17 protein-coding genes and 1 pseudogene are annotated in these 19,510 nt (G+C 63.5%); 7 read left to right on the forward strand and 11 right to left on the reverse strand.

Features of this window, described 5'->3' with window-relative positions; genetic code table 11:
• Nucleotides 1–340, forward strand: a pseudogene (locus tag GS429_RS02185) (hypothetical protein); the annotation flags it as partial.
• A gap of 153 nt (nucleotides 341–493) precedes the next feature.
• Here GS429_RS02185 and GS429_RS02190 read toward each other — a convergent pair.
• The 3 genes from GS429_RS02190 to GS429_RS02200 all read right to left on the reverse strand — a co-directional run bounded on the left by GS429_RS02190 (nucleotide 494) and on the right by GS429_RS02200 (nucleotide 4,186).
• Nucleotides 494–919 (reverse strand): universal stress protein, encoded by a 426-nt coding sequence (locus tag GS429_RS02190; protein WP_160062307.1) that lies wholly within the window; start codon nucleotides 917–919, stop codon nucleotides 494–496.
• A gap of 86 nt (nucleotides 920–1,005) precedes the next feature.
• Nucleotides 1,006–2,169, reverse strand: coding sequence for an inorganic phosphate transporter (locus tag GS429_RS02195; protein ID WP_160062309.1), 1,164 nt, complete (start codon nucleotides 2,167–2,169; stop codon nucleotides 1,006–1,008).
• Between the two features lie 160 nt (nucleotides 2,170–2,329).
• Nucleotides 2,330–4,186: an SLC13 family permease gene (locus GS429_RS02200; protein WP_160062311.1), complete on the reverse strand. Its 1,857-nt coding sequence runs from the start codon at nucleotides 4,184–4,186 to the stop codon at nucleotides 2,330–2,332.
• Nucleotides 4,187–4,368: 182 nt separating this feature from the next.
• Between GS429_RS02200 and hisA the strand changes: the two genes are divergently transcribed.
• Nucleotides 4,369–5,100 carry a 1-(5-phosphoribosyl)-5-[(5-phosphoribosylamino)methylideneamino]imidazole-4-carboxamide isomerase gene (gene hisA, locus GS429_RS02205; protein WP_160062313.1) on the forward strand — a complete coding sequence of 244 codons (732 nt, stop codon included), beginning with the start codon at nucleotides 4,369–4,371 and terminating at the stop codon, nucleotides 5,098–5,100.
• Nucleotides 5,101–5,307: 207 nt separating this feature from the next.
• Here hisA and GS429_RS02210 read toward each other — a convergent pair whose 3' ends face one another.
• Both GS429_RS02210 and GS429_RS02215 read right to left on the reverse strand, forming a co-directional pair.
• A complete protein-coding gene (locus GS429_RS02210) occupies nucleotides 5,308–6,837 on the reverse strand; it encodes a TrkH family potassium uptake protein (RefSeq protein ID WP_160062315.1) in 1,530 nt (509 codons plus the stop codon).
• Nucleotides 6,838–7,163: 326 nt separating this feature from the next.
• Nucleotides 7,164–7,433, reverse strand: coding sequence for a DUF8028 family protein (locus tag GS429_RS02215; RefSeq protein WP_160062317.1), 270 nt, complete (start codon nucleotides 7,431–7,433; stop codon nucleotides 7,164–7,166).
• A 292-nt stretch (nucleotides 7,434–7,725) separates the two neighbouring features.
• On the opposite strand from GS429_RS02215, the gene hisB reads away from it, so the two are divergent.
• On the forward strand, nucleotides 7,726–8,313 hold the full coding sequence (gene hisB, locus GS429_RS02220) for an imidazoleglycerol-phosphate dehydratase HisB (protein ID WP_160062319.1): 588 nt from the start codon (nucleotides 7,726–7,728) through the stop codon (nucleotides 8,311–8,313).
• A gap of 9 nt (nucleotides 8,314–8,322) precedes the next feature.
• Here the strand turns inward: hisB and GS429_RS02225 are convergent, their stop codons facing one another.
• A complete protein-coding gene (locus GS429_RS02225) occupies nucleotides 8,323–9,111 on the reverse strand; it encodes a hypothetical protein (RefSeq protein WP_160062321.1) in 789 nt (262 codons plus the stop codon).
• A gap of 144 nt (nucleotides 9,112–9,255) precedes the next feature.
• Between GS429_RS02225 and trpY the strand changes: the two genes are divergently transcribed.
• Nucleotides 9,256–9,759 carry a TrpY family transcription regulator gene (trpY, locus tag GS429_RS02230; protein WP_160062323.1) on the forward strand — a complete coding sequence of 168 codons (504 nt, stop codon included), beginning with the start codon at nucleotides 9,256–9,258 and terminating at the stop codon, nucleotides 9,757–9,759.
• 1 nt (nucleotide 9,760) lies between these two features.
• Here the strand turns inward: trpY and GS429_RS02235 are convergent, their stop codons facing one another.
• Nucleotides 9,761–10,162 carry a DUF7522 family protein gene (locus GS429_RS02235; protein ID WP_160062325.1) on the reverse strand — a complete coding sequence of 134 codons (402 nt, stop codon included), beginning with the start codon at nucleotides 10,160–10,162 and terminating at the stop codon, nucleotides 9,761–9,763.
• A 177-nt stretch (nucleotides 10,163–10,339) separates the two neighbouring features.
• Between GS429_RS02235 and GS429_RS02240 the strand changes: the two genes are divergently transcribed.
• Nucleotides 10,340–10,981, forward strand: coding sequence for an IMPACT family protein (locus tag GS429_RS02240; RefSeq protein WP_328821199.1), 642 nt, complete (start codon nucleotides 10,340–10,342; stop codon nucleotides 10,979–10,981).
• A gap of 204 nt (nucleotides 10,982–11,185) precedes the next feature.
• Here GS429_RS02240 and GS429_RS02245 read toward each other — a convergent pair whose 3' ends face one another.
• From GS429_RS02245 to GS429_RS02255, 3 genes are read right to left on the reverse strand one after another with little or no spacing between them, the layout of a single operon-like run.
• Nucleotides 11,186–13,972: a TRAP transporter permease gene (locus GS429_RS02245; RefSeq protein ID WP_160062329.1), complete on the reverse strand. Its 2,787-nt coding sequence runs from the start codon at nucleotides 13,970–13,972 to the stop codon at nucleotides 11,186–11,188.
• 21 nt (nucleotides 13,973–13,993) lie between these two features.
• Nucleotides 13,994–14,524: a DUF1850 domain-containing protein gene (locus GS429_RS02250; RefSeq protein WP_328821200.1), complete on the reverse strand. Its 531-nt coding sequence runs from the start codon at nucleotides 14,522–14,524 to the stop codon at nucleotides 13,994–13,996.
• Nucleotides 14,525–14,564: 40 nt separating this feature from the next.
• On the reverse strand, nucleotides 14,565–15,593 hold the full coding sequence (locus tag GS429_RS02255) for a TAXI family TRAP transporter solute-binding subunit (protein WP_160062331.1): 1,029 nt from the start codon (nucleotides 15,591–15,593) through the stop codon (nucleotides 14,565–14,567).
• Between the two features lie 217 nt (nucleotides 15,594–15,810).
• Between GS429_RS02255 and GS429_RS02260 the strand changes: the two genes are divergently transcribed.
• Nucleotides 15,811–17,910, forward strand: coding sequence for a S9 family peptidase (locus GS429_RS02260; RefSeq protein WP_160062333.1), 2,100 nt, complete (start codon nucleotides 15,811–15,813; stop codon nucleotides 17,908–17,910).
• A gap of 147 nt (nucleotides 17,911–18,057) precedes the next feature.
• The gene (locus GS429_RS02265) at nucleotides 18,058–18,258 is read left to right on the forward strand and encodes a YgaP family membrane protein (RefSeq protein WP_160062335.1); all 201 of its coding nucleotides are present in this window, start codon (nucleotides 18,058–18,060) and stop codon (nucleotides 18,256–18,258) included.
• Nucleotides 18,259–18,628: 370 nt separating this feature from the next.
• Here GS429_RS02265 and upp read toward each other — a convergent pair whose 3' ends face one another.
• The gene (gene upp, locus GS429_RS02270) at nucleotides 18,629–19,306 is read right to left on the reverse strand and encodes a uracil phosphoribosyltransferase (protein WP_160062337.1); all 678 of its coding nucleotides are present in this window, start codon (nucleotides 19,304–19,306) and stop codon (nucleotides 18,629–18,631) included.
• Nucleotides 19,307–19,510 lie beyond the last annotated feature (204 nt).

Below are 19,510 nucleotides of genomic sequence, written 5' to 3' on the forward strand. Positions count from 1 at the left end.
CGTCGAGGAGACGGTCGAGGAAAGTGTCAGTGAAACCGTCGAAGAGACGGTCGGCGAGACAGTCGAGGAGAAGGTGGGCGAGACGGTCGAGGAGAAAGTGGGCGAGACGGTCGAAGAAACGGTTGGCGAAACTGTCGAGGAGCAGGTCGGTGAAACCGTCGAAGAGGTGATCGAACGAACCGTCGGCGAACGGCTCGACGAGATGAAAGCGGAGGTAGACGCTGTCGACGAGCGGGTGGACCGCCGGCCCCGCGAGGACGAAGTCGAGGAACTGATCGATAACACTGCCGAGCAGACGGAGGACGCGGACGACGAGAGAACGGAACGCGACGACGGTTGATCGTCATCGGTCTATTCCGCCGAACCGATACGATCAGTGTGGCCGCCGTTTCATACGGTCTGCCGTACCGATGTACCGGCGGGACCGCTGGACGATGACGGTCCCCCCCGACGATCGGCGATGGTATTACTAGCTATTCCGCTGTGACGGTGCTCACCGAACGACCACGACCGGAACCGGGGACCGACGAACGACTTTCTCCGCCACGTTGCCGACGAACAGGCGTTCGGCGACGGTTCCGCCGTGACTGCCGATCACGACCGTCTCGTAGTCGTCCGCCCGGTTGATGATCGCCCGAACCGGATGCCCCAACTCGAAGGCGGTTTCGAGATCGTCCTCACGGCCGACCTCCGAAGCGAGTTCGCCCGCTCGGTCGAACGTCGGCTGGGCGTGTTCGCGAGCCGCCTGCTCGAAATCATCGGCGAGCGCGATTCCGGTGGCCGACCCCCACATCGACGACGGTTCGCCGACGACGGACAGGATGGTTATCGCGGCCTCCGGATAGGCCTCGAGGGCGTACTCGAGGGCGTGTTCGCTCATCTCCGAGCCGTCCATCGGAACGAGAACGCGCGAGATCATACGTGGGCTACGACGGCGACCCGAATAAACGCGGTGGAGGCGGTGGTTCGATAAGCGCAATCGGTGAGTCGGTACGACCGTCCGTCTCAGCTGATTCCGGCGGCGGTGAAAAAGCCGTAGGCCAGCAGCGTCGACATCGCCGGGCCGATGATCCACATCGAAACGTACTTGACGATCGCGCGCGGGTTGAAGAGGTCTCCCGCGTCCAGCGCTTCGTCGGACTCCGCCTCACCGATCTTGGTTACCGGGGCGTCGGGCTCTGCGGTCAGTGCCCCCATCGATAGCTCCGCGTCGGTGTCGCCGCGAATGGCCTCTCGAGCCGTGATGGGACGCGTGGCGCGGCCCCAGCCCAGGCCGACGATCGTCATTACCGAGGCCATGACGAGGCTGATCGGAATGCCGGCCCACGAGAGGGCGGTTGTGATCGTCGAGGCGGTGATCATGACGACCAGCGCCGCGAGTAACGGAATGTCGCTTAGTTCGCTGCCGACGGATTCCATCGTCCGACGGGCGATGGTGAACCCACCGAGTCCGATCGCGACGGTTGCGATGATGATCGCAGGATCCGCCTCGAGGGCTCCGCTGCTGACCAGCGGCGCGACCGCGTTCGGGACGTTGCTCGCGCCGGCGCTGAACGCCATGTAACAGCCGATGATCAGGACCACGATCGTCCCGCCGAGTTCCTGATACGTCGTGTTCGGTCCGAGTGCCGGCCTCGGAATCGATCCGCCGCGTTCGAGGGCGAGCAACGACCCCTCGGAGGAACTGATCTCGAACCGACGGTTGAGCTCCGGATAGATGTATCGGCCGACGACCGCGCCGATCCAGAGACCGAGGACCGGCGTGACGACCCACCACGAGATGATCCACGTGATCGTCTCGTAGTTGACCGTCCCGGTTGCCAGCCCCAGTCCGGCGATCGCACCGACCGTGGTCATCGACGTCGGCACGGGCACGCCGAAGACGTTGGCGATGAGGATCCCCAGTCCGATAAAAAAGAGGACGGCCACGCCCGCCGCCAGCGAGATCTCGATCGAGATGATATCGCCGGCTAACGTGTCCATTACGTTCCGACCGACCGTCCAGCCGCCCAGAAAGACGAAGAACGTCATCAGCCCGGCTGCTGCGACCTTACTGAGGAGACCGGCACCGACTGCCGGCCCCCACGCGATTCCGGTCGACGAGCCGCCGATATTGAAGCCGACGAAAACCGAGGCAACGATACCGACCAACAGCACGGTTTCGACCATCAGCGTATAATACAGGTATGCCGCTAAAAGAAGTACTGGAAGTCAGCACGACGTTATTCGAACTAGACAGTACCTGAGTGACAATTACGTCTCGCAGGAGCCGTCAAATGGCCCCTGATCGAGGTTCCAAACGGTTGTCGCGGTCCGTACGCCACACCGATCACACGCCCCAGAAGAACGCGATCCCGAGTACGGTGACGATCGACAGTATCACCTGAAGCGGCGCGCCCACGCGGAAGTAGTCGCTAAACTTGTACCCGCCGGGGCCGTAGACGAACAGGTTTGTCTGATAGCCGATCGGACCGAGGAAGGCCGTGCTCGCGGCGAAGGTGACCGCCATGACGAACGCGAAGGGATTCGATCCGATCGCTGCGGCCGCGGCCGCCGCCACCGGGACCAGGAGGACGACGCTTGCGTTGTTACTGATCATCTCCGTGATCAGACCCGTGGTGACGTAGAACAGCCAGAGCACGACGAGCGTCGGCAGGAATCCGGCCGTCTGTACGACCAGGAAGGCGAGATACGCCGCCCCGCCGCTTTGCTCGAGTGCGATTCCGAGCGGAATCACGCCCGCCAGCAGGAAGATGATGTCCCACTCGACGGCGTCGTACAGTTCGTTCGGGTCGAGTACGCCCGTGACGACCATCGCGACGACGCCCGCCAGCGCGGAGACGAGGATCGGATAGATTTCGAGGGCGGCGACGGCGACGACGCCGATCATGATGGCGACGGCGATGGGCGCTTTGTCGGCTCGGTACTCCGTCTGGGGCGGTTCACGCGCGACGATGACGTCGTCGCGGCGTGACAGCCGGTCGAGGGTGTCCGACGGCGCCTGGACGAGCAGCGTATCACCGACGCCGAGCCGACGGCCGACGAGTCGCTCGCCGACGAGCGAACCGCGGCGTCGGAGTCCGAGCACGGCCGCGCCGAACTCCTCGCGAAAGAATTCGGGCTCGAGCCGTTCGCCGACCAGCCGCGAGTCGAGCGAGACGACCAGTTCCGTGACGATTCCTTCACCGTCGTCGTCCGTTATCTCCGCGGTGGACTGGGGGTTGCCGACGAGTTCGACGCCCCTGACGTCCTCGAGCATCGTAATCGCGTCCCGGTCGGTGCGAACGACGAGAACGTCGCCCTCCCGCAAGCGGGTGTCTCGACGGGGCGCGATCGACCGGTCTCCCTCGCGGACGACCTGCACGACGTCAATTTCGGGACCCAACCCCTCAGTGGCGTCGTTGACCGTCGCATCCACGAACGGCGATCCCGGAACGACAGCCACTTCGGCGACGTAATCGCCGACTTCGTACTCCTCGAGGTAGTCCGCCCGTGGGGGGACGCGTTCGGGCAGGAGATAGTGGCCGACGAAGATCAGGTAGAGTGCGCCGACGGTAACGACGATCGCACCCAGTTGCGTGAACTCGAACATCGAGAACCGGTGGAGTTCGGGGTAGTCCTGCCCGAGGCGGGCGCTGATGTCGCTGGCGAGGATGTTCGTCGAGGTGCCGATGAGGGTGAGCATGCCGCCGACCTGCGAGGCGTACGACAGCGGGATGAGCAGCTTCGACGGCGAGGTGTTCCCTCGGTTTGCGACGTCGGTGACCACCGGGACCAGTAAGGCGACGACGGGCGTGTTGTTGAGAAAGCCGGAGACGGGACTGGTCGCAAGAACCGTCGCGAACAGCTGTTTGCGGATGTTGTTGCCCGCAAAGGACGCCATCCGCCGGCCGAGTTCCTGGACGAGTCCCGTTCGAGCGATGCCGCCGCTCAGAATTAACATCGCCAGCACCGTGATCGTGGCGTCGTTTGCAAAGCCGGAGATGCCGGTGCTCGGATCGACGCCGGTCCATGGTTCCAGAACGACCAACACGACGATCAGCAGGATCGCGGTTACGTCGATCGGCAGCCGTTCGGTGACGAACAACACGAGCGCGAGCGCGACGACGCCGAAAACGACCAGCATGTCGGTCGTCAGTTCGGGCTGGGCCACGGGCTCCTGAGCGAGCACAGCGAGTATCGACATCCAGCTACTCCGACCCACAACATCGTTCCCCGTAACCGCTCTGCACAGGAACCGGACTGTAACGGGTCGTAACCTGTTGTCTGGACCGATCCGAACGATATTCGACGCTTCGGTCCGCGTCGGTTCGGTCGTTGACATCGAAAGTCGGTGGGTTTACGCACGCGCCACGCCTGTAACCCGCTATGAACGCGTTTCCGTCATTTCAGGTGATTCCTGCGGTCGACATTCAGGACGGCGAGGTCGTCCAGCTCGTCCAGGGCGAGCGCGGAACCGAGAAGACCTACGGCGACCCCGTCGAGGCCGCACAGCGGTGGATCGACGCCGGCGCGGAGTCGCTTCACCTCGTCGATTTAGACGGGGCGTTCGAGGGCGAGCGGGCGAACGCCGACGCGATCGAGGCCGTGCTCGATACCGTCGACGTTCCCGCGCAACTGGGCGGCGGGATTCGCACCGCCGAGGGCGCGACCGACCTGCTCGAGCGCGGTCTCGACCGCGTCATCCTCGGTACGGCGGCGGTCGAACGTCCCGATATCGTCGCCGAAATCAGCGAGGACCATCCCGATAGCGTGGTCGTGAGCCTCGATGCGAAAGACGGCGAGGTCGTCGTCGAGGGATGGACCGAAGGAGCCGGAATTTCGCCCGTCGAAGCCGCCGAACGCTACGAGGATCTCGGTGCCGCCGCGATTCTGTTTACGAACGTCGACGTCGAGGGACAACTCGAGGGCGTCGCCGCTGAACCCGTCCGAGAACTGGTCGAGGCGACCGATATTCCGGTGATCGCGAGCGGCGGTGTGGCGACGCTCGAGGACGTGCGGGCGCTCAAGAACGCCGGCGCTGCCGCGGTGGTCGTCGGCAGTGCGCTGTACGAAGGGAACTTCACGCTCGAGGACGCCCAGAACGCGATTGCTGACTAGTACTGTCGAACGAAATTACGTGACGATCGGTCGCTCTACTGCGGCCGTCTCCGACGTCGACGGCCGCGAATTCGCGACCGACTTCGTATTGACTGCTGTCCGACAGTATAACTCGCTGGGCTGTAGTTTATTTCCCGAACCGAGGCCTGGAAACGTGATACCCTCGCTTCAAGCGGAACGGCGTCAGCTGTGAGCGAGTAGGGTCGTTCATGACCGCCAGAACGCCGGTGTCAGGAGGACGAGAACCGGAATAATCTCGATGCGGCCGACCCACATCATGATCACCATGACGGCTCGAGTGGTGGTCGGGAACCCGGCGTAGTTGTCCATGGGGCCGGCCATCCCGAACGCGGGGCCGATGTTGAGGAAAATCGACGCCGAGGCACTGATCGCTTCGAACTCGGTAACCGCCGTTCCGACTCGGGCCGCGTCGATGACGACGAAAACCGTCAGCAAGAAGAAGATGACGATGGCCAGCAACACGTAGGCGTAAATGTCGCGGATCGTCTCTTCGTCGATGACGGTATTGCCGAGTCGGAGCGGGCGGACGGCCTCGGGGTGTATCGAAGTAAAGAGGTTCCGACGGAACGCCTTGAGCGTCACCAGCCAGCGCAGCGATTTGATCGAACAGGTCGTCGACCCGGCCATTCCGCCGATGAACATACAGAGAAAGAGCATGTGCGTCGCGCCGGCCGACCAGAGGGCGAAGTCCGTCGAGGCGTAGCCCGTCGTCGTCACCAGCGAGACCACGTTGAACAGCCCGTGTCTTATCGTTTCCTCGGTCCCCATTCCGATCTCGGGATCGTTCCAGACGATCGCCGCAACGATCGCGCTGAACGTTACCAGTACGCCGATGTAGAACCGGAACTCCTCGGACTCGAGGGGCTGTCGAACGTCGCCTTGCGTAACGTAGTAGAGCAGGACGAAGTTGGTCGCCCCGAGGATCATAAACGGCATGATGGCCCACTGGACGATCGGCGCGAACGCACCGGCGCTCTGGGGTTCCGGCGAGAACCCGGCGGTCGCCACGCTGGTCAGGGCGTGGGAGACGGCGTTGAAGAGATCCATGTTGGGTGCCAGTCCCAGCAGGTGGAGCGCGTAGAACGTCGCCGCGCCGAGCGCCGTAAGACCGACGTACAGACCCCAGATGAGCCGAGCGGTTTCGTCGATGTGCGGGCGGAGTTTGCGGACGTTTCGCGTCTGGCTCTCGGTCTCCATCAACTGCGCACCACCGACCATCAGGTTCGAGAGCAGGCCGATGGCGACGATCAGGATGCCGAGACCGCCGAGCCACTGGATCAACTGCCGCCAGAGTAGAATCCCGCGGGACTGGTTGTCGAAGTCCCAGCCGCTCATCACCGTCGCGCCCGTCGTCGTCAGCCCGCTCATGCTCTCGAACTGCGCGTTGACGAAGCCGCTAACGAGGCCAGAAAAGGCCGACTCCGGGTCGGCACCGAGTCCGGTGAGATAGAACGGAATCGAGCCGACTGCGGCGACACAGAGCCACGTCAGGGCGACCATCAGGAACGCCTCTCGCTGATTTAGGTCCGGATCGTCGCTCAGTTGCTCGAGTGCGATGCCCAGTATGAGCGTGACGATGATCGCAGCAACGAACGGGAGGGGGTCGTCACCGTCGAATATCGACAGCGCGAGCGGTAGGGCGAGGGGAACGGCGAGCCACTTCAGCACCGTTCCGGTAAGACTACAACTCGAGCGCCAGTCGACGCGAATTTTCATCGAGTATCACGTTCTGTGATGGGGGAGGCATTAATCGGTTCGGAAGTCGGTGGGTAGAGCACAACGGTCGGCAGTTAGGGATTATCGTAGCCAACCGGAGACTTCGGAACCCGTTGTTCTGACCGTGTCTCGGTTCTTCGCCGGGAAACGATGAACTTCGACGATAATCCCTAACTGGACCAGCACTGTCTGCCACGCTATTGACTATAGAATAGCGCACATAAAAGCGACTGGGGCCGGTAAAAACGAAGATCTCGCTGGCGGTTATCGGTGGGACTGGTTCCGTCGGCGATCCTCAGCTGGTAATCATACTCGTACCGGAGCGGTCACTGTTTGTGACCGTGACCAACGTAGAGGGTACAGACGTTGATCGCGAGTAGCGTGAGGAACGTGACGGTTACCTGCGGGTCGCCGAGTCCCTGTGCGAGGAGGGGAAGATGCACGAAGGGAAGGGCGATTGCGACCCAGAACGACAGGAACTGGGTCGAGCCTTTGAGCGAGCGGAGGAGCTGACGGCTGCGGTGCTCGTGTTGCCGGTCCGGTTCAGGGCCGGACGGACCGATCGATTCGTTCGAGAGCGGGGAATGGTTGGACATCGGTTCTGGCCACCTCTTCGTACTCACGACATTCAGGGCACACATCATATAATGGATCGAACCTTGGCGTCGTTTCGGTCCGTTTCAGGGCCCGTTACGAGGCTCGTAGGACGTTTCGAAACGCTCTGAGATTCTTTTAGACCTTTCATACGTCATTTTCAGGACGTTTTGTATATTGACCTCCGAACTCGGTCATAATAGGGCATCGACCGCGTCACTCGAGCCAGTTCCACTGGTCGTCGCCGCCCCGGCGAGCACAACCCCCTTGTACCGGCGGCAACATCGATGTCACATGAGCGAGCGAACGGGGACTGTCACGCGCGAGACGGCAGAGACGTCGATCGAGTGTACGCTGACGATCGACGGCGGCGGCGAGGCCGACGTCGACACCGGGATCGGCTTTTTCGATCACATGCTGTCGTCGTTCGCCAAACACGGCCTGTTCGACCTCGAGGTCGATTGTGACGGCGATCTCGAGATCGACGATCACCACACCGTCGAGGACGTGGCGATCGTCCTCGGCGAGGCGTTCGACGAGGCGCTGGGCGACCGATCCGGGATCGTCCGTTACGCCGATCGGAAGGTCCCGCTGGACGAAGCGGTCGCGAGCGCCGTCGTCGACGTGAGCGGCCGCCCTCGGTTTTACTTCGACGGGCGCTTTTCCCAGGCCCGAATCGGCGAGTTCACGAGCGATATGGCTCGCCACTTCGGCGAATCGCTGGCGATGCACGCGGGACTCACCGTTCACCTCGAGGTCACCGGCGAGAACGCACACCACGAGGTCGAGGCGCTGTTCAAGACGCTCGCGCGGACGCTCGACGACGCGACGCAGGTCGACGAACGGCGGACGGGAACGCCGAGTACGAAGGGAACGCTCTAGCCGTTCGGTTCAGGGCCGCCGCAGTTTCCCGCGTTTCTCGACGAACTCGCCCTCCTCGAGGGCGTAATCGATGATCGCGTCGACCTCGTGGGACTCGAGATCGTAGGCCCCGGCGGCCAGGTTTTCGACGGCGCTGCGTTTCATGGGGAACTCCCGGTTTCGCAACAGTCTGCGGACCTTTCCGTACGCCTTCGGTGGGCGACTCCCGCTGGTTTGAGTCGCTGATTCGTCGGCCGTCGTGTCGCTCGCATCAGCTTCGGTTTCGGTGTCGCTCGCATCGGTTTCTGTTGATTCGTCCGTTTTTCGGCCGTTATCGTCCGACTTCTCGCTGCTATCGTCGGATTCAGCGGATTCGGATCGTTCGAACGTGATGCCGGTGTCGTTCTCGAGTCCCGACTCGGAACTCGAGTCGGCCCTGTCGGCGTCGGTGGTGGTGTCAGTGGCGGACTCGGCGCCGGAATTCGAGTCCGGCGTCTTGTCGGCGTCACTCCCCGAAACAGTCGCGTTCGGACTGGACGTACGCTTTTGCTTTTGGGTCGACTCGTCCGCGGCGGCGACGACGGTTCCGGTATGCGTATCGGCCTCGGTCTCGGGAGTGCTATCGGCTCCAGCCCCAATGCCAGCGGCCCCGGCGCGGGCCAACAGCGGTTCGAGGAGGTTCTCGAGTCGGGTCTTACAGTCGTCACAGCAGACGACGCGGCGCTGTTCGGCCTCGGTCGGCTCGAGTTCGGGTGGGACGATTTCGAAGGCACCGGCGGCATCGGCGTCACAGAAGTCACAGGTCCGGAGTGGGCGCATGGGATGCGTTACTTCCTGGACCCTCAAAAATCGTCCGTCAGACGGAGTGTGCGGTCCGCCTCTGGATTGGACGCTTTCGGCGACCCGAGGGGACGACGTCGATCACCGGGCATTATACGTCAGCCCGCATATACCCGACAACGAATGTTTGATGAGATCATGGAGAAATTCGAGGGATCTCCGAGCCAGCAGGCGGTTATTCGACTCCTCCTCGAGCGCGGTTTTTCGGTCAACGACGACGGCCGGGTCGTCTCGGGCGGGATCGAGATTCCGAACACGGGGATCGCTCGCGAGATCGGCGTCGACCGCCGGGTCGTCGACTCGACGACGGACGTCATTCTCGAGGATCCCGAACTGCGCCGGATCTTCCAGAACATCTCGCAGGTGCCGAGTCTGATGGATCTCGCGCCGGTACTCGACCTGACGGTGCTCACGATCACGCCCGACGACGCCGAACAGAAAGGGATCGTCTCCGGTGTGACCGGGACCCTCGCCGACCACGACATCTCGATCCGCCAGACGATCAGCGAGGACCCCGAGTTCACCGACGAACCGCGGCTCTACCTGATCACCGACGAGGATCTCTCGGGCGACGTCTTCACCGCGATCCGCGACCTCGAGTACGTCCGAAAGATCGAAATCCAGTAGCTCACGCGTCGGTTTCGGCGACGTCGTCCGCGAAGTCGTCGAGGACCGCCTCGAGCGCGCTCGTGAGTTCTTCGAACCGCTCCATCGACATCTCGTCGGTCGTGACCCAGACGCCGTGGGGGCCCCGAATTACGCGCGAGAGATAGCCGTTTGCGAACATGCGGATCGTCGCTTGATACTCGCCGAGTTGGGTGTGTCGGTACGCCGACTGGGAGCGAAAGCCCATTCGCTCGTGGTCGGCGAACCCGACGAGATCCGCGGTCTGGTCGAGATCTGACCGGAGGTAGAGCTGTTCGACGGCGTCTTCGGTGAAGTACGTGACGCTCCGTAGTTCGTCGCCGACGCTCGTTCGGCAGACGCTTCGAATCTCGTCCGAGAGCGTTGGGTCCATATCGTCGCTCATGGTCCGTGGTACCACGGCATACGCCAATAACGTATTGGTGGGCCACGTTTTGGCCGTCTCCGCTCTGGAAGGCTGCGGGGACCGATGGGCTCTTTTCGACAGCGGGAGTAGCGCCGCTATGGTCGAGCGGAAGCGATGGACGTGGCGGCGCTCGCGATTCGGCGGAGGTGTGCGATCGTGAGTCGAACGTATCTGACCGTCGCGGAACCCGCCAGTGCCGAGTTCGTCGTTCAGGGCTCCGAGTTCATCGGCCACGTCCGTCCCGTCGAGTCGGTCGACGCCGCGGAAGCGTTCATCGACGCCGTCGACGAGGAGTACGCCGACGCCACTCACAACGTTCCGGCGTATCGAGTGCGAGTCGGCGGCGACAACGGTGACGGCGACGGCGACGGTACCGCCGACAGCCGGTTCCTTCGGGAGTACTCGAGCGACGACGGCGAACCCACCGGATCCGCCGGAAAACCGGCGCTGAACGTCCTCGCACAGCAGGAAATCGAGAACTGCGCGGTCGTCGTCACGCGCTACTACGGCGGGACGAACCTCGGCGTCGGCGGTCTCGTCCGCGCGTATTCCAGAGCCGTCAAGGAAGCCGTCGAAGCGGCGGGCATGGTCGAAGAACGACCCCACGAACGCGTCTCGATCACCGTCGAGTACGACGATTCCGGAACCGTGCGGAGCATTCTCGAGAGCGAAGGCCACGAGTTCGACGCCGACTATCAGGCCGAGGTATCCTTCGACGTTCGGGTGCCACTCGAGGAGGCCGACGCGTTTCGGGATCGACTCCGGAGCGCGACGAGCGGGCGGGTCGACCTCGAGTGAGCGCGTGTGATTAACGAGCAGATTGCGTTCGACGAACGTCCGGAGCAACGCCTGTCCAACCGCTGTTTTGTGCGGTAACAAGACGGGATCGAACGATCGTCGTGCGGGGACGGTAACCGTTCGACTCGAGCGAATCGGCCGCGCCTCGTTAGGCCGCTGACGACCTGTCCGAACCGCCCGAAACGTATCTGCGAGTCGGCCCGATCAGGCGTCGCCCGCTGCGGGCGCGGAAACGTCGGGGTCGGCTTCTTCATCGGCTTCGGCTCGAGCCCGGTTGCGGTAGGACAGGCCGAGCAGAAGCCCGAGACCGATCACTCGAAGCGGGAAGGTGATCGCAAAGATCGTTAGCGCGGACGGGATGCCGGCGAGACCGAGCAGTCCCTCGACGACGAGCAGCGGGAGTTCCGGCACCATTAGGAGAATCGAGGCGATCGAGTAGAACGCTCGGTTCGTGCGGGTGATCGACGAATACTGGTAGCCGATGATCGTCGCGCCGAGCGCGTAGACCCCGAGGAACATCCCGAGGACGGGCACCGCAACATCCGGCAGGAAGAATCCGAGATCGGCGACGTCGGCCCAGCCGATGACGTTCCAGCCGTCCTCACCCTGACGAAGCAGGAGAATCCCCGGCGAGAAGACGAACGCGAACGGCACCAGGATCTTGTTCAGTGAGAGCAAGAACGCGATGGTCGCGGTCTTGAGCTCTTCGGCCTTTGCGACGCCCGCGCCGGCGAACGCGGCGACCGCGACCGGTGGCGTGACGTCCGCCATCAGCCCGAAGTAGAGCACGAAGAGGTGGGCGGCGAGAAGGATGACGCCGGCTTCCAGCAGCGGCGTCTCGAGCATCGCGACGAGGATGATGTACATGGCGGTCGTGGGCATCCCCATTCCGAAGATGATCGACGCGATGCCGGTCAGGCTGAGCAGTATCAGCATCGAGCCGCCGCTGATGTCGCCGATAAGCGACGCGAGGTTCGGGCCGAGCCCGGAGACGCTGATAACGCCGGGGACGACACCGGCGGCGGCGACGGCGACGACGACCGTCGTCGCGGTTCGGGCGCCGGAGTCCATCGACTTCAGGATGAACGCACCGAACCGGTAGGCCGGACTGGCCGCCAGCTGCGGCCGGTTGAGTACCGCTGCACTCCGTTTCGCTGCCGATCCGACCGACTCGTCGAAGTCGAGCAGCGGCGCATCGATGTTCGGTCGGACGAGCAAGAACGCGATGCTGACGAGGATCGCGATCGTCCCCAGATCCGCCGTCGCCGCGACCGCCGCTTCGCTGACGCCGTACGGATCCGTGGTTGCTCCCGTTCCGACCATCGACCGAACCGCGTCGACGAGGCCGCCGCCGACGGTCGCGTAGGATGCGGCCTGAACGAGACCGAGTACGGTGATCGTTCCCACCAGCGGGACGCGAGTGCGCTCGTTGTAGGCGGCGACGACGGCGATCAGGGCGACGACGGAGACGATCGTATACCAGCCGGCGCGGTTGATCGAGAACCGCGCGATCACGAGGAAGTACAGCAGGAGCACGATCGGAATCAGGTAGAACCAACCCGCCCGAAGACTCTCGCGCGGGTTTGGCAGTTCGTTCCGCGGGAGCCCGCCGATCCCCCCGCGGACGGCCTCGAAGTGGACCATGATCCACATGCCGAAGAAGAACGCGAGCGCGGGAAGCGTCGCGGCCATGATCACGTCCCCGTACGGCGTTCCGGTGAATTCGACGATGAGGAACGCCGCCGCGCCCATGACCGGCGGGAGCATCTGTCCGCCGGAGGAGGCCGATGATTCGACGGCCCCTGAGAACTCTGGGGAGTACCCCGACCGTTTCATCAGCGGAATCGTGAACGCGCCCGTCGTCACCGTGTTCGCGATCGAGGACCCCGAGAGCATCCCCATGAATCCGCTCGAGACGACGCTCGCCTTGGCGGGACCGCCTTTTTTCGTTCCGGTGAGCGAGTAGGCCAGATCGATGAACCACTTGCCGGCGCCGCTCATCTCGAGGAACGCGCCGAAGAGGATGAAGATGTAGATAAAGCGAACGCTGACCGTCACGGGCGTGCTCATGACGCCCGCTTCGGTCGTGTACCAGAGGTTGTAGACGATGTTCCCCCAGGTTTCGGGCTGGATCGACATCGTTCCGAGTATCGAGTCGCGGGGAATGAGATAGCCCCAGCGAGCATAGACGATAAACGAGCCGACCAGCGACATTAACACGACGCCGAGCGTTCGCCGAGTGGCCTCGAGCACCAGCAGGAGTCCGAGTACCCCCATCAGGAACGCGTAGGACACTTCGTCGATCGGGATTCCGAGCGCGGCGATTCCCATGACGACCGGCTCGAGGATCGGATAGACCTCGTGAATCGGTCGAACTCCATGTATTCCGTGGAGCGCCGACCGCTGGATTTCGTCGAAGTTCGTGGCGGTGTAGTAGGCGGGCAGCAACGCGAGGCCCAGGAAGACGACGTCGAGCGGGGTGAGTCGGCGGAGGTCCCGATCAACGGCCGCCCAGCGGACGCCGTCGCCGAGGCGACCGACGAGTTGCGTCACGGAGTGCTCCGGACCCAACCGACCGCGAACGGCGGGTTCGATCTTGCCGAACTGGCGGGCGACGAACCCGTCTCCGCGACTCGCCGGAAACAGCAGGAACGCAAGCACCAGCGCGAACGTCACGTGGATCGCGTTGATCTGGAGTTGCTGGAGCCCGTAGGTTACCTCTTGGAGCCCCAACTGAATCGACGTCGGGTCGGGAATCACGCCGTAGTAAAACTGGACCGAGACGTCCGGGACCGTCCCGCTGAACTGGTAGCCGCGGGCGGCGATCCACAGCTGAAACGCCGAAAACGCGATCCCGATCAGCGCGACGATAACGAGTACGATCCCGCCGTGTGTTCGACGCCGTTCGACCTCCTGTAACAACTCCTCCTGTTCTTCCTCGGATAACTCTTCCTCCGAGAGCGTATCAGTATCGCGGTTGTCGTTAGTCATAACAAATACAGTAGCGATCCGTCAGCCGAATGCTGGTGTCACCCGATGATCGCGTTCGAGTATCGAGTCAAGCACGGTTCGTTCGGTTAGCGAGATGGCGACCCAGCCGTCCGACAGGGAGACCAGATCGTAGCGATCGTCGCCGACGACGAGTTCGTGTCCGGCGATCGGGGCCGGAACGACTCCGAGCTCGTCGTACGTGTCGTTCGAGTACACGACGAATCCCTCGTCGGTCCGCTCGATCGGCTCGTCGGAGGGCAATCCGGCACCGTGGGAGTGAAACACCATTCGATCCATTCGAATCGTCGTCCCGTCGACGACGTAAACGTCCTGAACGGGTGTCTTCTCGACGCTGTGGATGTACGATAGCGTTACTTCATCTCCGTCGTCGACCGGAATCTCGAGCAGGCGTTCACCGGTCTCGCCGTCGGCGACGACGAGTGACCGATCCGCGGACGCCGACGTTCCGACGGCTACTCCACCGATCGCTGCCGCGGCTACCAGTACTGTGAAAACGACGGCGGCGACGTATCGGCGAGGCAATCGGTCCACGATCGGTAACTATCGAAGTCGGTGGCGTAGAGCCCAGCGCTCAGTTGAAGTACGCTTCGGCTCCCGGATGAAGCTCGATCGGCATGCCGTCCTGTGCCGATTCGGCATCGATGAACTCCGCCTTCTGCGTGATGTCGTCGGTGTTTTCGAAGATCGCTTCCGTCACTTCCTCGACCATCTCCTCGTCGACGCCGTCGTGGGTGGCGATCATCGCCTGCACCGAGACGGTCTCGACGTCGTCGTCGACGCCGTCGTAGGTTCCGGACGGAACCGTGTCCTCGGCGAACCATTCGGCGTCGCCCATGATATCGTCGCGGAGATCGCCGGAAATCTCGACCAGCGAGATGTCCTCGGTCGTCGCGAGTTCCTCGACGGAGCCGACGGGCCAGCCGCCGACGACGAAGGCTGCGTCGACGTCGCCGTCGCGGACCTGATCGGCGGCCGTGTCGAAGTCCGTGTTCTGCTCGGTGAAGTCCTCGACGCCCGCGGTCTCGAGGATCTGCAGGGCGTTGACCTGCGTCCCGCTGCCGGCGTCGCCGGTGTTGACCGTCTGCCCCTCGAGATCCTCGACGCTCTCGATTCCCGAATCCTCCTGCGTGATGACGTGGATCGTCTCCGGGTACAGCGTCGCGACACCGCGGAGGTTCTCCATCGGGTTGCCCTCGAGCTCCTCGTGGTCGGTGCCGTAGTACGCGAAGTACGCGATGTCGTTCTGAATCAGCGCGAATTCGGCCTCTTCGCGGTTGAGACTCCCGACGTTCGCGAGGCTCGCGCCGGTCGACTGAACCTGCAGCCCGTGGGGTGTGTTGTCCTCGACGATACTCTTGAAGTCACCCGACAGCGGGTAGTAGGTTCCACCGGTCCCGCCCGCGTGCCACGAGATGGTTTCGCCGCCTTCGTCGGGCTGGGCGTCACCGATGTCTTCGTCGTCACCGTTACCGTTGCCGTCGCCGTTGCCGTTACCGTTCTCCGCATCTTCCGCATCCTCGCCGATACAACCGGCAACTCCAGCAACTCCGGCGGCACTACTGATCGCGATGAACTTGCGTCGGTTGATATCTTTAACCATGCCGGCATCTTCATGCCCAATCTATTAATACCCCTTCGATTCAGCTTCAGAATCTCGTATATAGTTGCGGAAAGCTAATACTATTGGATATGGTATATCTACGAATATTGCGTGTTTCGGCATCCCTGTCGAGAAGCGGCTACAGAGAGGAACCTAGCTTCCGAAGCCGACCGCTTAGGACCAAAATCCTTTCCCATCCTCACTTGAATTGCTGTGCATGAATCCGATTACCGCCGGCGACTACTACGACCTGTGTCACGTGAGCGAGCCACAACTCTCGCCCGACGACGAACGCGTCGCCTTCGTTCGGCGAACGCCTGACGACGAGGAATCTTCCAAAGCGACGGTCTACGTCGTCCCCGTCGGCGGCGACGAAGCGACGCAGTTCACCGTCAGCGACGGCGTTGACAGTCAGCCGCGATGGAGCCCGGACGGCGACCGACTCGCGTTCGCGAGCACCCGCGGCGAGGGCGACCGGCAACAGCTCTGGGTCATGCCGACCCAGGGCGGTGAGGCCAAGCAGGTCACGACCGTCGTCGGCGGCATCGCCGACCTCGAGTGGAGCCCGGACGGCTCCCGCCTGCTCTTCACCCAGCAGGTGACGGCGGACGACCGCGAGGCGGGCCGAGACTACGCGGTCGAGTCCGACTACGAGCCCGAGCCGTCGGATCCGCGAGTCATCGACCGGATGATCTACCGGGCCGGAACAGAGTACTTCGACGGGAAACGGAGCCACGTCTACATTCTCGAGGTCGAACCGGCGCTCTCGAGCGACCTCGAGGGCGACGACGGCGACGACGGCGAGGCGATCGCGCGACTCACCGACGGGGACGCGGACTACATCGCGCCCGCGTGGGGCGACGGCGATACGGTCTACTACGCCGCCAAAGCCGGCGACGAACCCGACGACTCGCTCGTTTACGAGCTGTACGAACACGATCTCGAGGCCGACGAACGCGAGACGTTCACGCAGACGCCGGGCTGGATCGGCACCATCGCCGCGACCGAAGACGGCCGCGTTGCCTTCGAGTACACACCCGAGGAGGGTGCGTCGATGCGCCAGACGGAGATCCAGGTTCACGACCGGACGACCGGCGACGAGGTGACGCCGACGGAACCCCTCGACCGTACCGTCGCCAACGGCTGCGGCTTCGAGTGGGCGCCCGACGATGAGGCCCTCTACTTCGCCACGCCGGACGAGGGCTCGAGGGTCTGCTGGTCGGTGCCGGGCGATGCGAGCGAGGAGCCGAGCAAGGTGTACGGCGACGACGTCGACATCACGGGCTTCTCGGTCGGGCAGAACACCGTCGCGTACGTCCACAGCGAGTGGGATCATCCCGGCGACGTCTTCGTCACCACCCGCGGCGGGAACGAAGTCCATCGGCTGACCCGCGTCAACGCCGACTACCTGGCGGACAAGCCCGTTCGACAGCCCGAGGAGGTGTGGTTCGAGAGCGAGGACGGGGAGGAATCGATCCAGGGTTGGCTGCTCACGCCGCCGGAGTTCGACGCCGACGCGTCGTCCGCGGAGACCTATCCCCTCATCGCCGAGATCCACGGCGGGCCACACGCCCAGTGGACCACGTCGGGGACGATGTGGCACGAGTTCCAGACGCTCGCGGCGCGCGGGTACGTCGTCTTCTGGTGTAATCCCCGCGGCTCGACGGGCTACGGCGAGGACCACGCGACGGCGATCGAACGCGACTGGGGTGACGTCACGCTGACCGACGTGCTCGCCGGCGTCGAGGCGGCCTGCGAACGCGACTACGTCGATTCCGACGAGGTGTTCGTCACGGGTGGCAGCTTCGGCGGCTTCATGACCGCGTGGGCGGTCACCCACTCCGACCGCTTCCAGGCGGCCGCGTCCCAGCGCGGCGTCTACGATCTCACCAGCTTCTACGGCTCGACGGACGCGTTCAAACTCATCGAAGGCGACTTCGGAACGACCCCCTGGGAGGAGCCCGAATTCCTCTGGGAGCAGTCGCCCGCGGCCCACGTTCCCGAGGCGGACACGCCGACGCTCGTACTGCACTCTGATCGGGACTACCGCACCCCCGCGAACACGGCCGAACTGTTCTATCTCGGCCTGAAGAAACACGGCGTCGACACGCGCCTGGTCAGGTATCCCCGCGAAGGCCACGAACTCTCCCGCTCGGGCGAGCCGGCACACATCGTCGACCGCATAGAGCGCATCGCCCGCTGGTTTGACGGCTACTCGAGCTACCACGACGCGCCGCCGGCACTCGAGCGCGAGCGAGACGCCGGCCTCTCGAGCGAGAGCGAGGGCGAGGCGGAGTCAGACGAAGACGCGGAGTGACGTGAGATCGACGGGACGACCGTTTCGCCTGCACTGAGCGCGCCCAACGCCGGTCGGTACGGCGTCTGGGCTCGGTTCGACTGGAAATGAGGGGGTTCGACGGTTGCAGGGATCACCACTACAACCGTTCCGCTCGAGGCATCGACTATGAACAAAAACGTCGGCGGAGCCGATCGCACGCTGCGGGTTTTGCTCGGCGTCGCACTGCTGCTGTTCGGCTATCGGAACCGGGACCGAACGGCCGGGACGCTCGCCTTCGTCGCCGGCAGCGACGTCTTTGCGACGGCGGTCATCCAGCGCTGCCCGGCGAATACGTTGCTGGGGATCGATACCTGTCCGGGCGAGTAGGTCGGTTTCGAACGGGAACACGATTGACTCGAGGACGGAACGGGACTGATTCGGTTACGTTTCGGATTGGTTTGGCTGGTTTGGCTGGACTGATCTGAACGGACTGGTCTGACTCGCCGGAGCCATCGATCTCGTCAGGTTCGTACGCAACGGGCGCGACGAGAAGTCAGATCCCGGTCCGCGGTACCGGTCGCGAACGAGAGTCGCCACTGAACGTCACTGCGCACCTGATCGCATGACAGCTCGCGATCGGCGTGTCACTCGTTTCGTACGGACTGCTGTCTCAGTTCCGGCGAGACCGAAAGACCGCTCGCGGTCACCCCGATACACAGGTAGAGCAGACCGTCTTAGCGGCTACTATAGCGGTCGCTCAGGTCGTTCGGAACGCGCGGTCGCCGGCGTCGCCCAGACCGGGTACGATGAACCCGTCCTCGTCGAGTCGGTCGTCGATCGAGACCGTCAGCAGGTCGGCTTCGGGGCACTCTTCGCCGACGCGGAGCAGTCCCTCGGGTGCCGAGACCGCCGAGAGGACGACCAGATTCTCCGGCTCCGGCGAGTTTTCGATGACGTGCTCGAGGACGGTACACATCGTACTCCCCGTCGCGAGCATCGGATCCGCGACGATCACCGTATCCTCCTCGTGAATTTCGGGCAGTTTCACGTAGTCGACCGTGATCGGGAACGAGCCGTCCTCGGCGCGGCCGGCCTCCTCGTCGCGGCTCGCGCTGATAACTCCCTGTCGCGCACGCGGGAACGCTTTCAACAGCCCTTCGACGAAGGGTGTCGCCGCGCGCAACACGTTGATGATCACGACGTCGTCGAGTCCGCGAACGCGCTCGCCCATCGTCGGCTCGAGGGGCGTTTCGATCTCGACGTACTCGGTTTCCATCCGGCCGTCGATGATCTCGTAGCCACAGATCCGGCCGAGTTTGACCAGCCCCTTGCGGAAGCTAACCTGTTCGGTTTCGACGTCGCGAATCCGTGATAGCGTGTCTTTCGCCAGTGCGTGCGTGACGAGATGGGCGTTGTCCCGATCTTCGATCGTCATACTCGAATGCGGACTCGCCGGGTAGTTCATGCTATCGGTCCCGGGCGAGCGGCGAAGGGTGACTGGCAAGGGATTGGTGCGCCGTCTGCACTCGGAGTGGGAGAGGGGGCGCTGTGGGTCTCGCAAACGGACTCAATCCGAAATTACCGACTCGGAGCGTTTGAATCGAGAGACGACGCTAGGGGTCCGGTGGCGCGAAAAACT

Source organism: Natronorubrum halalkaliphilum (assembly GCF_009834785.1).
GTDB classification, from domain to species: Archaea; Halobacteriota; Halobacteria; order Halobacteriales; family Natrialbaceae; genus Natronorubrum; species Natronorubrum halalkaliphilum.